The sequence below is a fragment of the Vibrio splendidus 12E03 genome (assembly GCF_000272105.2).
GTDB classification, from domain to species: Bacteria; Pseudomonadota; Gammaproteobacteria; order Enterobacterales; family Vibrionaceae; genus Vibrio; species Vibrio splendidus_I.
In genome coordinates, this window is sequence record NZ_AJZD02000066.1 from 1 (window position 1) to 16,323 (window position 16,323).

Below are 16,323 nucleotides of genomic sequence, written 5' to 3' on the forward strand. Positions count from 1 at the left end.
CAGACGTTAACGATGCACCAGTGGCGGGTGCAACGTCTTACCAGATGAACGAAGACGGCACCATTACATTGAGCCCTGAGCAGTTAATTGCCAATAGCTCCGATGTGGACGGTGAAGTGTCGCTTGAAAGCGTTACTTACTCAGGCTCTGACGGCACCTTGGTTCAAAACGATAATGGGTCTGTGACCTTCACGCCAAACGAGAACTTTAATGGTGATATCAGCCTAGATGTGGTTGTGACCGATGATGACGGTGCAACTGCAACAACAACGGCAGGAATCGAAGTTCTGGCTGTGAACGATGGACCTGAATCTGAGGATGTGAAACTAACTACAGCCGAAGACAGCACCATTCTTATCACACAAGACATGTTGTTAGCTCAAGCTACCGACATCGATAACACCGCAGACGAGCTGTCAGCTTCTGGTCTACAAATCGACCCTAGCTTAGGTGTGTTGCTAGATAACGAAGATGGTACTTGGTCATTCACACCAAACGAGAACTTCAATGGCGATGTGCCAATGACGTTTAACGTTAGCGATGGCCAAGAGACAATTTCAGTCGACGGCAACATCGATGTCACGCCAGTCAATGATGCACCTGAAGCGCCAACCATTGAGATGCAAGGCGAAGAAGATGTGGTCATGGTGATTGACCCAGCATACATCGCGGGTCAAGTAACAGACCTTGATGGCGACGAGATCAGCATCGAGAGCATCACTGTTCGAGCACCAGCGAACGCGACCTTAACGCAGCAACCAGACGGCATGTATCACTTAGTGACTACTCAAGACTTTAATGGCTTAGTAGAACTGGGTTATCAAGCTACTGACGATGAAGAGGTGGTTGATGGGTCGCTGAATGTGGATGTCATTCCGGTTAACGACGCACCATTCAATGTCGGCAACGCAATGATGACCACAGACGAAGATGGCGCGTTCACCTTCGATGCTGGCGACTTGATGAACTTGTTCGGTGACATTGATACCGCTGACCTGGTTGTTTCTCGCATTATCACCGCAGACGGTGAAGATGGCGGAGAAGTGACAGACAACGGTGATGGTACTTGGACATTCACCCCAACAGGCGACTTTGCGGGTGTTTCTGACCTACAAGTTGTCGTGAGTGATGGTGAGTTCGAAACGGTTCTTGATGTTCCTGTGTTCGTACGTCCAGTTGCAGATGGTGCGGTAATTACCACCGACCATGACGGTCCATTAGTCTTCGGTGAAGATGAAACGGGTCACTTGGGACTGAACGTTGGCCTAGTCGATGACTCAGAAACACTCAGTAACTTGGTGATGACAGGTTTCCCTGTTGGATTCGAGGTAACCGATGGTGTGAATACCGTGATGATTACCGAACCGGGTCAATACATCGACCTGTTCGACTGGGATATCTCAAACATTCAAATGACGCCTCCTGAAGACTTCCATGGTGAGTTCTTCGTAACCGTAAGTGCAACAACGGTTGATTACGGAGATGAGCCGGAAGCGTTTGATGATGGTATCGATTCAGGTGATTTCGAAACTGTAGCGGGTGATTCCATCATCCTAACGGCGGACGACCTAATTGGTTTGGCTGAGAATGTGGATGCTGACAGCGATGATGAAGTGAAACTGGTTCATCTTGCCGACCGCAGCCAAGGTGAGATTGTCGATAATGGCGATGGCACTTGGACGTTCACACCAGCACCAGGCTTCACGGGCGAAGCAGACATTGCGTACGTAGTTGATAAAGATGGCGTGCTTCATGATGAGCAAACTGGCGTAGTCGTGAAAGAAGGCGACTCACAAGAGAATGCAACACCAGAAGTTAACAGCATCACAACGACGGAAATTGCAGCGGATGCAACCTTGTCGTTCACTGATGAAGACATGTTAGCGAACCTGAGCGATGCAGAAGGCGATAGTTTGAGCATTGAGTCAGTAAGCTTGATGGAAGGTCAGGGCGTAATTGAGAGCGATAACCAAGGTAACTATCAATTCACACCTGCTGAAGACTACACCGGAGATGTTCAAGTTGGGTTTATAGCGACCGATGGCGAGAATCGCATCGAAAGCTTCTTCAATGTGGATATCCAAGGCGGAGATGAAGCGGCGGCGAGCGAAGGTTATGCCTTAGCTGATGATGGTTCACTAACTATCACGGATGCACAGCTGGTGGATGAGTTAGGCGTGAGTGATTCTGCACAAGTTGTTGATGTTGCAGACGCGAACGATGCTGGCTTCTTTGCCGAATCAGGTGAAGGTGAGTGGACTTACTGGCCGAACGAAGACTTCGATGGCAATTTAGCGATGAATGTTGAAGTTAACGACGGCGGTGAAGTATCAAGTCACAGCTTAAGCATCCAAGTTGAAGATGATTCAGTACAAAGTGATGAACCACAAGTCCAAGCTGCTCAAGCAACAGAAGAGCAACAAGTGGAAGTGGCTCAACAAGCTGATGACCAAGCTCAAGATGCTGAAACTGAAGACAGTACAGCAGATGTAACCGCGGCACCGGGCGATACCATCTCTATCTCGATTCCAGATGAGGTGAGTGGTAACGAATCGGTTGATTACGCTGATATGTCTGGCTTACCTGAGGGCGCAACTGTGAGCAACGCACTGGATAACGGTGATGGTAGCTTCACAATCAGTGGCAACCTAGAGCAGCCTGTATCCGTCGAACTTCCAGAAGGTTATGAAGGTACTAGCGAGATCCAATTCCAAGGTTACGACGAATTGGGTAGCTCAATAGACGGTGCTAGCGGTTCTGTTGAAGTTGAGGTCGATGATCAATACACCATGCAAGGTTCTACGCAAGAACAGCAACCGGACATGGCAGGTATGGAATCTGGTGGCAGCGACTGGACAAGTGCGGGAGGTCAAGACCAAGGTGTTGACTTCACGGACGACTCTGGAAGCTTCGATTCAGATTCTCAAACTGGAACGGATCAAGGCAACGACTTCGACCAAAGCTCGATTTAATCGAGAGAGCTTAGTTTTAGTCTAAACCGACAAGGAGATGGGGCAGCGTAAAGTTGCCCTGAGCAAAGCCATGTAGAGTGACCTTTGCATGGCTTTCTTATTTGTCGCAGAGATTCATTCTTTGGCTTCAAAAAACTTGAGAATCCACAAGAATGTTCTTAGTTACTATAGAGAGAGTTAAAAAGGAGTGAGGGCATGTATCGTTATGTCAGTTCACCGCAAGCGTCGAAGTACATAGTGCCGCCACCTCAACATCGTGAGTTGTCGAGTGTGGATGTACCTGAGTCCGAATTAGAGATGCGAGAAATATTGAATAATTGGTTTGCTGATGGTTTAGCGCCCATTATTGAAAGTGAAGATGACTACATCTCTGCGAGCGACCATGTTCGATTTGAAAAGCTTAGCCATACCGTTGGGATGTTGTTGAGAAACAAAGATTATTATTTTGCGGCTAAAAGGATTTTATCAGTGTGGGAACAAGATTGTCTTGAAACCACTTATATCAATTATCTCATTTTGCGCAGTGAGCGAGTCACTTCTTTAAGGTAAATTAATGCTTTGGCGCTTGCCATTAGCTATTAGCGACTTAGGGTTCGTGGGCTTACGATTTTTTTGTTTTTCTAGCGAATCAGCAAACAAAAAGGGCAAGCTTTGAGGCTCACCCTTAAGATTGTTCTTTAAATGTCTGATCTAGTTATTTAGCATTCTGACTACTCAGTTTCGGCTTAACTGCTTACACCCAACCATCAAATTTGAGTCGCTTTTGAATTCTTTCGACCGCTTCTTTCTGCATTTGTCTAACTCGTTCATTAGAAACGTTCACATCCGACATTTGTCCAATCTCAGACAACGTTTTCACCTTGTTATCAAAGAAACCAAAACGGTGGATGAGTACCTTTTGTAATTTTGGAGGAAGTGTATTGATAATTTGTTCTAGAGCTTGGGTAAAGGATTGATCTTCACAGTCTTGTTGAGGGTCGAGGATATATTCACTTTCGCATTGATCAAGCACCATAGGAGCATGGCTAGTTCCAACCGTTGTCGTAACGTCAATAAACCCACTTAACGCCACCAGTTGATCGACGCGTTCGGCCTTAACACCTGAACTGTCTGATAACTCAGAAATTGAAACCTCTTTACTCATTTTTTTGCTTACATCGAGCTTTTTTGAGGCGAGGCTGTTTATTTCTTTACACACGTGGGCTGGCAATCGCACGGTACGACCCGTGTTCATGAGTGCGGCTTCAATGTTTTCACGGATCCACCACACAGCATAGGTTGAAAAACGATAACCTGGTTCTGGATCGTATTTGTCGATGGCTTTAATTAAGCCAATGTTGCCTTCCTCGATCAGGTCGAGCAGGGTGAAGTTATTGCCTTTACGTTTTAGGTAACTCTTTGCGATTTTCACAACAAGGCGCAGGTTTGATTCGATCATGACATCACGCGCTTTTTTATCACCCGCGCGATTCAATTTTGCGTAATACACCTCATCTTCACGCGACAGCAGATCAATGCCTACAATATCTTTCAGATAATGAGCATAAGGGTCTGCACTGGTAGAAAATGATTCGGTAATGGGTGTTTCATCCGTGAGCACCTGAAACGCAGCAAAACTATCGTTGTTCATTTCCTTGTCCTTATCTAGCCGACTGAACGTTTTATTTTATTATTATGCCACCAAGTGATTAACGCTTGGTTTCATTAGAGTGTAGATAACAGTTCCTTCTTTACCAATAAATAAAATGCAATTTCGTATGTTTTTGTCACAAAAAGATCTACAAATATTTAACTATTTTGCATCTCGTCAAGTGTGTTGGTTTTTCATTTAAAACATCAATATGGCTGGTTTACAAAGCATATATTATGCATTGCTTTGTCTAGATAAATACCGTGAATTTATAGGTGTGGGTTAGATCTATAATTGAGAGGGGATATGATAAAAAAATGGTAAGAGTCGAGGTTCAATGTTTCCAAGTACCTCAACTCTTTTAGCTGTGTCGGCTGTTAAGTATCGCCACGCACGTTTTAATTCTATCGACTAATAAGTGCTAAGAACCTCATCGATTTGCTGATTAATGATCTTCATTTCGCTATAGATAACCGAAAGGTCATCATCTTGTGGCGCAAGCTTATTGAGTGTGTTTTGTTCTACTCTTTCCAATGCAACTGTGGCCGTTTCTTCACCAAAGCTGGCTAAAATGCCTTTTAAGGTGTGCACGGTAAAATGAAGCTTGCCCCAGTCTTGTTGTTGAACCAACTCTTCGATCTCTTGTAGCGAATTGCCATGGTCTTCTTGATATGTAGACAAAACGGCGTAAATGACGTCTCTGTCATTGTCTAAATAGGCGTTTAAAGCATCAAAGTCTAGCATGTGGACTCCTGTCGGCTGAATGTTGAAAATGGGCTAGGCGGCTTAGTGGAAAAACCATACCTTGATGAATCACTAATCCATTGATTCCATTTTGGAGGCAGTTCTAACTGTAAGATTTCTTGTAGATAGTCATCGCTAAGTTTCTCATCTATATGAGCTTTATTGATGGCGTATATATAGTCAAGTTTGGCGGCAACTGAATATGGGTAACTGTGAATGTAGTCCTTTAATTCCTGGATCGACCCAAAGTTTTCAATGTTTATACACGTTGAAGGGTCGACATTTTTAGACTCAAGTTGATGATTTACTGCTTCTCCACGAGATTTTAGACATTCCATTGCCAAATGATAAAGAGAGTACTCACCAAAGTGGACGAGCAGTGGTAATAGTTGAGCGAGCAAGTAAGTCGGTTGGCTGTGGAAATTATTCGCTAACAGGGTCGAAGCTCTAATCACTTTTTTGTGGGCAACCTGAGGGCTATTTTCGATGAGCAATATGCTGCTCTGAAATAGGGCAGGCTGGCCAAAACTTGCTGCTGTTGTTTTACCGGAAGTTTTAGGTTTACCAACTCGGTGAATTGGTTGGCGTGCTCAAGCAAAATACGTTTGTACTTTAGTTGCGTCTCGCGCTGATACGTTGCTTTTAACGAATTAAAGTGCGCACCAATGGAATGGATGACATCGATGTCAGCAGCTGAAATGTGGGTTGCATACATCTCACCTAACTTTATGATCATGTGTGTGTTATCTGCGTTCTCAGCCAAGTCGATCGCCCTGATTGCACGATGGCTGATACTCGGTGTCATCTCAAATGCACGAATCGCCAATTTAAGAGCAGGCAGCAGCATTTTGTGTTTTTCATAGATACAGCTTAAGCAATCAATCACGCTTAATGAGAGTGGCTGCGCTATCAGAAAATTGTGGAGCTTATCTATGGCTAAATTTGGCTTGCCTAAGCTGTCGAGAATCAGCGCCTCAGCCACCAATTTGGTTGGGTGCATGTTGGTTTTCGAGTTGTTAATGACGCTAGAGAGTAACTGCCATTTCTTACCTCCAATTAAATGTTCAATCAATGTCGCTTCGAACTGAACGCTATTGCCATTAGGGGAGATCGCTAACGCTTGTGTCAATCGTTCCAGATTAGTGATCGGATATAAGTCATTCAGTTGGGTGAGTTTCTTCGAAACGGACACAGCACTTTGAATCTTCTTGCCTAAAGATTGAGTATTGATCGGTTTAGAAACAAAGTGATGTGCTTCGCCAGAAAGGGCAGTCAATACGGTTTCCTGACGCATATCCCCAGAGAGCAAGATTGTCGCCACCGTATGATCGATGAGGCGATTTCGATACAGAATACCCAACAGCTCAAAGCCAGTAAAAGACTGTTCTAAGTGGTAGTCAATGAGGAGTACATGAAAAGAGTGCGTCTCGACCGCTTTAATGGCTTGTCGATAGTCGGTCGCAATAAAGATGCAATCATGTGAAATGCCTAAGCTCGAGAGTTGCTGCTTTATAAGAATAGTTGCACTCTTGGAGTCGTCGACAATTAAAACTCGTAGGTCAGGTGGTAAGGTCAAATCCATTTTCCTCAATACCAAATGTTATTTTTAATTTAGGTGTCAAGTTGCACATTGTCAAGGTGCCTATATCACATACAAACACTCAATAAACTATTGGTAATTAAAGAGTATTCGATAGCATTTATGAAAGCCTTCAAACGCAGGTTACGTTTACCTTATTTTTGTGGGGGTATCTGTGTTTTAGAAATAAAAAAGAGGTAAGCCGATAAGCTTACCTCTCTGTTTTCTTACACGATTGTTTATTTGAAATGTAGTCTTTTTTGAAGTTTTACTTACTAAAAAACTAGCGCTAATCACGCATGTTCAAAATCAATACTGCCGCTAGAGCCAAGAACGCCGTCATCATTAAGAACACATCGTTGTAAGCCATGATGGCAGCGTCACGTTGCATTGTACCAAGTAAGCTTGCTTGCGCTTGTTGCATCGCCGTTGCGGCATCACTTCCTGACAGAATGAAAAACGCTTGTTGTTGCTGAAGCGTCTGCCAACCAAGTTGACTCACAGAAGGTAACGACTCCTTGATGTGTGCCAAGTGCTCACGGGTTTTGTTATCCAATAGCGTAGCGATAATCGCGATGCTGAAAGCGCCCCCTAAGTTTCGCATCACGTTGGTTAACGTTGATGCGTCTGGCGTGTCCATTTTGCTGATGTTCTTCATGGCAACCAAAGACAGCGGAACCATAATAAATGGGCTACCGATAGCACGCAGAACCATAGACAAAATCAGCTGCTGGCCACCAAAATCGATTGTCATGTGCGTATTCACGTAACAACTGAAACCGAACATTGCGAAGCCAAAGGTCACCAAGTACTTAGGCTTAATTATCTGTGTTAGCTTGGGCACAATTGGGAATATCAGAAGTTGTGGGAAACCCATCCACATTAGCACTTCACCAATTTCCATCGCGTTATATTGCTGAATTTGAGTGAGATACATCGGCAGAACATAGATAGAGCCGAGCAATGCCATCCCCAAAATCAAATAGGCGATACAAGACATAGCAAACTGCCCATCCCGCAATAGCCGCAGGTTAACCAATGGCTTTTTGTGTTGGAGTTCGTTTATCACAAAGTAAACCAAACTCACCGCCGACACGATACTCAAGCCAATAATAAAGCTCGAACTGAACCACTCTTCACGGTTACCTTCTTCTAGTATCACTTCCAAACAACCTAGCCCTAACGCCATGGTGGCGATACCAAACCAGTCCGCTTTTTTCAGCGTGCCAAGGTCGAGCTTTTCATCATCCAAGCCATATCGGATCATGGTGATCACAAGCAAAGCAGGCGGAATATTGATGTAGAAAATATAGTGCCATGAAAAGTTCTCCGTCAGCCAACCACCAAATGTTGGGCCGATCGATGGAGCAAAGGTCGCGGTTACGCCAAACAGTGCCATACCCACAGCCCGTTTGTTAACAGGTAATAACTGAATCACTAACGAGAAAGCAAGCGGGATTAAAGCGCCACCACTGAAGCCTTGCATCGCTCGGAATACGATCATCGAGGTCATATTCCAAGAGAACGAACACAGCAAAGATGAAATGGTGAAAATGGCCGTCGTCCACGTGATATAACGGCGTTTACCGAGCGCTTTAGAAAGCCAACCACTGAGTGGAATAGCAATCATCTCTGCGACTAGATAAGACGTAGAGATCCACGAGCTTTCATCTAAGGTGGCAGACAGCGCGCCTTGAATATCTTTGAGAGACGAGTTGGTGATCTGAATATCCAAGATCGCCATAAACGCGCCAATCAAACCGCCAAATAGGGCGATCCAATGGCGTCTAGAAACCACTCCATCATCATTAGTGTGGGTGACAACACCAGCGTTACTCATGATCTAGCCTCGTTTATCGATGGTCGCTACCACAGACAAACCAGGAAGCAATCTACCTTTCAATTCTTGCTGATCTGGAATGGTAATTTTCACCGGTACACGTTGAACGATTTTAGTAAAGTTACCGGTCGCGTTTTCTGGTGGCAGTAGCGCAAACTTGGCGCCAGTCGCAGGAGAGAAACTGTCTACCACGCCTTCAAGTGGTTGTCCCGGGAAGGCATCTAATTCAACTTCTACGGATTGACCTTTATGAATGCCGCTTAACTGTGTCTCTTTGAAATTAGCTTCGATCCACACTTGGTTGTTTGGTACCAAACTCATAAGTGGCGCGCCGGCTTGAATCAACAGACCTTCTCGCACGCTGCGTTTGCCAATTACACCATCTGCTGGCGCGTAAACTTTGGTGTAATCAAGGTTAAGTTGTGCTTGATCTCTTTGTGCTTGAGCTTCAGTCACGGATGCGTTTGCTTGTTCGATTTCACTCGCAATCACGATTAGCTGATCATTACTTGCGACGAGGTTTGCTTTTGCTTCTTCAAGTTCTGCTTGGGTGACTTTTTGTTGTGCGACCATGCTGTCGACTTCATCTTGCGAAGCATAGTTACGCTTTAATAAGCTACGAGAACGCACGACTTGTTGGATTGCACGCTCGTATTCAGCTTGTGCGGAATCAACACGGCTCTCAGCTTGATTTATTTGGCTACGTTGTAACGTTTGTTGAGCGATAAGGTTGTGTACGCTTGATTGAACGACGCTTAAATGCGCATTCGCCTGAGCAAGTGCAGATTGGTAATCACGATCATCAATTTGAACCAGCAAGTCACCTTGTTTAACCGATTGGTTATCACTTACGTAAGACTTAACAATATAGCCAGACACCTTCGGGCTTATATTCGTGATGTCGCCTTGTAGGTAGGCATTGTCGGTAGATTCAAAGTATTGGCCATAGCCGTACCAATATCCCGCACCAGCAAGACCTAATGACAGCATGATCGCAGTAGCAATAAGCGGGGCTTTTTTACGTTTTTTTGTGCTTACTGATTGCGAAGCGTTGTTGTTCTCTGTCATTTTTTATTTCTCATTTTGTTTTTATTTAGATGTAACGAATTGTAAATGAATTCGATTGATTGATAAGATAGGAAAAAAGGGAAACACTGTTGCATTAATCTTACTAATAGGGCTTTGGGAGAAGTACGATGGACTTAAATGCTGTGACTGTTTTTACACAAGTTGTTGATTGTGGGAGTTTCACGCACGCAGCTGAAGCATTGAATATGACCAAGTCGACCGTCAGCCGAAAGCTTGACGAGCTCGAGCAGCACCTAGGTGTGAGGTTGATCACTCGTTCGACACGAAGTTTAGTTTTAACGCCAGAGGGTGAGCGCTTTTATCAGTCGAGTATGCAGATGCAAGAGATCATGAACCAAGCTGAGTTAGAGGTTTCTGCCAATCAGGATTTGATCCGAGGGCAGTTGAATGTTGTGTTGCCTGTCGAATTGGGACATCAAGTATTACCCACATACATCCACAGTTTCCTAAAAGAGCACCCAAACGTGACTTTGAACTTAGAACTGTCGAATCGAGAAGTCGACATCATTGCGGAGGGGATCGATCTTTACGCGCAAATTGGTGAGCTGGTGGATTCGAGCTTGGTTTCTCGCTACCTCACAACATCGAAGCGTGTATTGGTAGCCAGCCCTGAGTATTTAGAACAGTTCGGTGAAATCTCTTCACCCGATAACCTTAAGCCTCCATTTAGGATGATTGAAGTGGTGAACAAGGCGGCACGTCTACCTAAGTGGCATTTGCAATTAGAAGGCGGTGAGTCGATTTTGATCGATCTGCCGTGTCAGTTGCGAGTGAATACCATCACGGCATGCCTAACAGCGTGTGTGGATGGGCTCGGCTTGGCGGTGCTTCCTGAATTCATTTGTCGTGAGCACTTCAAGACAGGGAAGCTGATTCGTTTGTTACCTGAGTATGAGATGCCAGAAGTTTCAGTAAGCCTAGTGTATGCAGACAGACAGTTGATGCCGAAACGTAAAAAGGTCTTTATCGACTATCTACTGACTGCCTTTCAAAATAGGAAGCAAAAGTAACGGGGATAACCTTAGCGGGTAAATAAGTGCTTAGGCTTCCTATTAATCGTTTTTGCCTAAACCGTATCGAAGCTAATGATAAGTTGACTGCCAATCGACGACTTGTCCATTCGCCAATATAGCTTTGACCGACAGGGCCGCAATATCAACGTTATCGTGACGAAAGGTCTTGTTGGAGAAGTTGGCAATGATCTTACTCCCGTCACTGAACTCGGTTTGTTGAACATCTCCGTTCTTATCTAACCAGTCGAAATCGACCAACTCTTTATCCCATAACTGTTCGTGCATCGGTTCAAAGCCATCTTGATAGCGTTTGAGTGCTTTGATCCTTGGACTTGAACTTGATAAAGCTTCATCTCTGGTCAAGTGAACCATCGGTGGTGTGTTGTACAGCATCGCGGTTAAGTCACGTTCTGCTTGTACATTAGTGAACTTAAGGCTGTCTGAGTGCCAATGGTGCGTATTGATTACTTCATCATGGAAAACGGCTTGGTATAACGGAATTCGATATTGTGGCGAAAACAGTAGCGACTTGTAGGGCTCTTTAACCTCGGCGGGTTTAAAGAAGAAGTCAGGCTTGTGGTCTGGGTACCAACGACCTAAGTAATAGGGAGATCGGCGGTTCCCTTTCATGTCTTTATCTGTCCAACCAAAACCAACCGTTTCTAAGCCGTGTGCAAACACGATGCCTTTTGTTGTTAGGCTGTTGCCGTCTTCAGACCCTAATACTAACGATGGTTGCTCGCTTAGCCACTGCATTCGGTTGTTGAAGGCAGAAAGCATATCCGATTCGTTTGTATCGCCATTGACATTGCTGTTGCTATGACTCTTGCTATGACTGTTTATAGAGCCGCTGTAATCTTCACGTGCCATGGCGGTTGCATCAACATCTAAGAACAAGCTGTTGAAGTTGCCGAATTTCATAATGTCTTGAGCGCGCTGCTTTACGTAATCTAAATGGCAATTCGGATTAAGATAGAATCCGTTACCTCGAAACCCTTTTTTTAGGCTGCCATCCGCTAGTTCAATGGCACAACTTTGACGCATTGGCTCTGGTAATTGAGCGGTTAGCCAGTTGTCGTTCAGCTTCGCAGGAATGGCTGTGTTGTAGGAGTCATAGGTGCCGACCAGATATCCTGACTGTTTTGCCAGACCCACAGCGTTAGGTTGATAGAATGCTGGCATCCAATTATCAAATCCGAGCCAAAGTTTGCTTAAGCCTGCCTTATTTAGATTGGCGACCATATCTGAAGACAACGCTTGTCCCCAAGTGTCTGACGAGTTTAGTTAGGGGGAGGCGTGTTCAACCAACCAATTTTTCTTGTTCTGCGCTGCCACGTATTGAGCTTTGATCGTATTGTTTTCGAGTGTCGGATTACCGATTGGAAATAACACCTGCAACGACTGGCTAATAGAGTCCAACAATAACTGTTTGTGGTACTGACTGAACCAATCTTTACCCTTGGAGAGTGATGAAAGCTCTCTTTTTGCTTCCTTGGAAACGTTGAGTTTAGAGCCCTTTAGATACCAGCTTTTCAATCCCCACCAGTCGCTTACATCTTGGACGCTTAGTGGATCTTTGCCAAACAAATAAACGTGGCTCGCGCCGATCAACTTACTTACATCTGGATTGCGCTTTTGCTTTGCTACAAGTGTTTCAGACTGGTCATTATTGATGCGCCAATCTCGGTATTGTTTGGCACCATCTAACCACGAGTCTCCGAGGGTAATACGAACAATAAAAGGCTGTGACTGATTGAGCATCGTAAATTGGTGTGATGCCTTCATATCAATTTTGGTCTTTGTATTTGAGGAAGCATTAGAGGATGCATCTGAAAAGAGCAGTTGATTGTTGGTCGCATTAATCATCTGATAGCTAATGAAGTGGTCGTTCTGTTGTGCTGTCCAAAAAGGCATCTTTAGGTCTTGAGTGGTGTTGCTTCCAGAATGGTTGTCGACTAGATAACTACCCCAAAGCTTGTTATTTGTAGGTACACGCATGCCTTCGCTAAAAGGAAGAAATAGGGTCTGAGTTTGTTGTTCTGCTAGATCAAACCACGCCAACTCTACGGGCTGGTTACGTTTCACCTGTATATTTGAAGGGAAACTGAACTGAAAAGTGAGTTGTTCTTGATTTAGTTCTGCCTCAACTTTTATCCCACTGGGTACTAAGGTCCAAGTGGCGATTTTTTCTGAGTAAGCTTTATCGGAAAAGCCAATGACCAGATTGGTCGCTTTCTGTGGTTGGCTATCAACAGTGAGAACGCCGCTGTTAACGCTTAAGCCGTTCCAATCTATCTCTAAAGTATTCGATGAAATAGAGACGGTATTGTTGTTACTGGTGAGCGTTATTTGGCTCGCTTGTGCATTGGATGAAAACAGACAAGCTGTTGTTAGAGCCACAATGGCAAAAGTAAAAAGATTGAGTGGGTGACGTACGCTGAGCATATTTAGATTCCGAAAAGGGTAAGTACGGTTATTACACCTAAGTAGTGCTAGTGCTTTGTCACCTATATGTCTCTATTTTCTGTTTGGCTTTAGTGGTGTTCCATTAGAAAGGCACGGCGACGCGTTGCACATATTGGACTTCAATAGCGCCTTGGTATTCAAACATTTCAACCGAAGCACTCAGGTGCTTGGCTTTGGTTCCAAGTGGACCTTCTGAGGGAACGGGTGCTTGCGCTGTTTTGATTGGCAATTTGTAACCTAACAGGTTGTAGTTTTCATCAAACCATTGCCAGTTCACATTAGCGTCAGGGCAGTTGTCGATCACCTTTGGAGGCGAGAGCACGATATGTGGTTCGCTGAGTTTACTTTCGAGCGTCAGCCATCGATTACTGTCATTTAAAGCGACAATAATAGGGTAGTGGTTTGAACCTATCCTTAGTTGATAAACACCAGATTCGGGTTTGATGAACATTTCATAGGTTTCAATCTCCTGGTACTCATTGTTGGAAGTGAGTTGCCCATCGAGAAGGATTTTACCTTTAGGCGATACCAAAGAAAGAGTTTGGGTTTCTAAGCCTTTGTTGAGTTGCTCGGCAGAGACTTTAATTTGATAACCGTGCGACGACAGGCCGTAGCGTCGAATGAAGCTAACTTGAATGTGATGTTTCGTCTCAGTGTCTTGTCTTAGTGAAGTTCCGCATTGAGTTTGGCTCAGTATCTCTTGTTTGACTGGCAGCCAAAGCTCACTATCGAGTGTTTGTTGAACGAGTGCGATTTGTAGCTCTTGCCATGCAACTTGAGGTTGACCATCAAGCAACGATTGATAGGTGTGCTGCAATGGCGTGTCAGTAAACCAAGCCGCATGACTTGCGAGCGGCAATGTGCAGAGCAGTGCGGTTAACGAAGTAACTTTCATTATGATTCCCCAGCCAAGCGGTAACCAACGCCGCGATGTGTTTCTATATTCAATGTGGGCAGCTTCTGGCGTAAGCGCAGTATGTGATTATCAATAGTTCGAGTGCTAGGGAAAGCCTGATAACCCCAAATTTTGTTGAGTAACTCATCTCGGTGAAACACACGACTTTGGTTCTGAACAAACAAGACCAATAACTGGAACTCTTTAGGTTTTAACGTGATCGGGCTTTCATCCAAATAAGCGATTCGTTCAGAAAAGCGGACTTCAATGTTGGCGTAATTTAGTTGGCTCACCCCTAACGGACGAAGTTGGGTAATGACTCGAGCAAGCAATTCGTCGTTCGAAAATGGTTTAGTGACGTAATCTTTGGCACCTGCCATTAAGCCTTCTACGCGTTGTTGGACTTCCACTTTAGCCGTTAACACAATCACTGGTAGGGCTTTGAGCAGTAACCAATTCGGCAAATGTCGCAAGCTGTCACCGTCTTCGAGTTGTCGATCCAGTATCACTAGATCGGCTCGGAACCATTGCTTACTGGCACTCTCTGAATCCTTCGCCCAAAGGCATTGGTAACCATTGGACTCAAAGAAGCTGACGAGGCCTTGTCCAAGTAGATGGTCGTCTTCAATCAGCAGTAGGGTGTTCATAAGCTATTTCCAAAATACATCGGGTTGGGTTACGAAGAATAATGAGATGGCCATTCGCTTGTTTCATCAAGTGTTCGACAATAGTGAGGCCAATGCCCATGTTGTCTTGTCTGTGATTGATACTCGGTGTTGCTCGAGATAAAAACCGTTGCAGAAAAGAAGGGAAGTGCCCCTCGTCTTGTACCTCAATCGTCAGCTTGTCTCCGAGTTCGACCTTTACCAAAACCTTACCTTTACCGTGTTGTTTGGCATTCTTGATTAGATTATCCAAGCAGATGGTTAGCCAGTAATAAGGCAGGTTAAGTTCGACTTCACGCGCTTCACATTGATAAGAAATATTGTGCTTTTCACAGACATGATCGAGCCACTCTTCTAATGAAGCGTTTTGCTTCAACAAAGGTTCTGACTGATCCGAACTTAGATACACTTTACTGTTTTCGGTGAGCTGAGAGAGCCTTTGATAGTCAGATATTAAACGCCAAACCGCATTTTGAGTTTCATCAGAAAAGTCATCGTAGCGATTTCTAAACATTTCGACGGTTAGACCTAGGCTAGTAATGGGCGTGCGAAGTTCATGAGTAAGAAGCTGTAAAACGAACTGCCTCTCTTTTCGTTGTTTTGTTCTTAGGTATAAGACTCTACCGAGTCCGGAAAGCAACGTAAACAGCAATGTAAAGATCAACGTTTTCATGATCAGATTGTCATTGCTAGGTTCGCTTAAGCAGACGTTGCTGTAACGAAAAGTGCAGGTTTCACCCGTCAAAGACACCTCTTGCTGCTCTGCAATAGGTTGCCAAACATTTAAGGGAATGGCTTTCCAGCCTTGTTCGCCACTTAACCAAAGCACATCGTCCTGTTGCCAAGCTCGGTACCCACTGAGCAGTGCTTCTCTGCCTTGAGCGGTTAGCGATTCTAGCTTGGTATATAAAGGGTGCTGAGGGTTGGTAATACTCAAAAACGGGCGTATTTGCTCGCTTACGTCGGGGTAAACTGCCAAATAACGATCAGCAAAACTACCACCTGCAGGGTGTCGTTTGGAGTGTGCAGCAAACCAAATGGAATCCAATGCTTGTTGCTGACACAAAGCGAGCTCAAACTCGATGGCGTTATGTAATGAAGGATTACTGTTTTCAATTGCTTGGCAGTGATCTTGTATTGACGCTAACGCTGCGATGTCGTCCCAACTGAATTGGTTGAAATCAGGATAGCGGCTACTTTCATGGAGTAGAACTTTCGGATATTGAGCCAACTCTTGTTGAGATACTAAGATTGGAGATGATTGCCAGCTCAGTTGATACAGAGTTTGCCACTTATCTTGCAAACTTTGGGCATTGGCTAGAGTTGGGAGCCAAAAGATCAAGCAAAGAGTCAATGTAAACCTGCGCATCCAATCATTCTCGTTAAAAGTCGTGGGGCGAGTCTAAAGAGTTTTGGGCATGATTTGTAAC

At 44.6% G+C, this 16,323-nt stretch carries 10 protein-coding genes and 2 pseudogenes; 3 read left to right on the forward strand and 9 right to left on the reverse strand.

What is annotated here, in order from left to right; translation table 11 throughout:
• Together A142_RS06020 and A142_RS06025 are read left to right on the forward strand one after the other, a co-directional pair.
• On the forward strand, positions 1-2,972 hold a 2,972-nt coding region (locus A142_RS06020; RefSeq protein WP_019822133.1), incomplete at its 5' end, for a cadherin-like domain-containing protein.
• Between the two features lie 195 nt (positions 2,973-3,167).
• On the forward strand, positions 3,168-3,521 hold the full coding sequence (locus A142_RS06025) for a hypothetical protein (RefSeq protein ID WP_019822135.1): 354 nt from the start codon (positions 3,168-3,170) through the stop codon (positions 3,519-3,521).
• 184 nt (positions 3,522-3,705) lie between these two features.
• Here A142_RS06025 and A142_RS06030 read toward each other — a convergent pair whose 3' ends face one another.
• The 5 genes and pseudogenes from A142_RS06030 to A142_RS06050 all read right to left on the reverse strand — a co-directional run bounded on the left by A142_RS06030 (position 3,706) and on the right by A142_RS06050 (position 9,833).
• On the reverse strand, positions 3,706-4,602 hold the full coding sequence (locus A142_RS06030; protein ID WP_019822137.1) for a sigma-70 family RNA polymerase sigma factor: 897 nt from the start codon (positions 4,600-4,602) through the stop codon (positions 3,706-3,708).
• A 411-nt stretch (positions 4,603-5,013) separates the two neighbouring features.
• Complete coding sequence (locus A142_RS06035) at positions 5,014-5,346, reverse strand: Hpt domain-containing protein (protein ID WP_017060508.1); 333 nt, start codon at positions 5,344-5,346, stop codon at positions 5,014-5,016.
• Positions 5,340-6,928: pseudogene (locus A142_RS06040) on the reverse strand (response regulator). The gene A142_RS06035 and the pseudogene A142_RS06040 overlap by 7 nt, the downstream one beginning before the upstream one ends.
• Before the next feature lie 286 nt (positions 6,929-7,214).
• Positions 7,215-8,765 carry a DHA2 family efflux MFS transporter permease subunit gene (locus tag A142_RS06045; RefSeq protein ID WP_019822139.1) on the reverse strand — a complete coding sequence of 517 codons (1,551 nt, stop codon included), beginning with the start codon at positions 8,763-8,765 and terminating at the stop codon, positions 7,215-7,217.
• A gap of 3 nt (positions 8,766-8,768) precedes the next feature.
• Positions 8,769-9,833 carry an HlyD family secretion protein gene (locus tag A142_RS06050; RefSeq protein ID WP_019822141.1) on the reverse strand — a complete coding sequence of 355 codons (1,065 nt, stop codon included), beginning with the start codon at positions 9,831-9,833 and terminating at the stop codon, positions 8,769-8,771.
• Positions 9,834-9,961: 128 nt separating this feature from the next.
• Between A142_RS06050 and A142_RS06055 the strand changes: the two genes are divergently transcribed.
• Positions 9,962-10,864 (forward strand): LysR family transcriptional regulator, encoded by a 903-nt coding sequence (locus A142_RS06055; protein WP_019822143.1) that lies wholly within the window; start codon positions 9,962-9,964, stop codon positions 10,862-10,864.
• 72 nt (positions 10,865-10,936) lie between these two features.
• Here the strand turns inward: A142_RS06055 and A142_RS06060 are convergent.
• From A142_RS06060 to A142_RS06075, 4 genes and pseudogenes are all read right to left on the reverse strand, one after another.
• Positions 10,937-13,312 (reverse strand): annotated as a pseudogene (locus tag A142_RS06060) (glycoside hydrolase).
• A 103-nt stretch (positions 13,313-13,415) separates the two neighbouring features.
• On the reverse strand, positions 13,416-14,228 hold the full coding sequence (locus tag A142_RS06065; protein ID WP_019822149.1) for a DUF2861 family protein: 813 nt from the start codon (positions 14,226-14,228) through the stop codon (positions 13,416-13,418).
• Entirely contained in the window at positions 14,228-14,875 is a 648-nt protein-coding gene (locus tag A142_RS06070; RefSeq protein WP_019822151.1) for a response regulator transcription factor, read from the reverse strand. The genes A142_RS06065 and A142_RS06070 overlap by 1 nt, the downstream gene beginning before the upstream one ends.
• Positions 14,853-16,262 (reverse strand): ATP-binding protein, encoded by a 1,410-nt coding sequence (locus A142_RS06075; RefSeq protein ID WP_019822154.1) that lies wholly within the window; start codon positions 16,260-16,262, stop codon positions 14,853-14,855. The genes A142_RS06070 and A142_RS06075 overlap by 23 nt, the downstream gene beginning before the upstream one ends.
• Positions 16,263-16,323 lie beyond the last annotated feature (61 nt).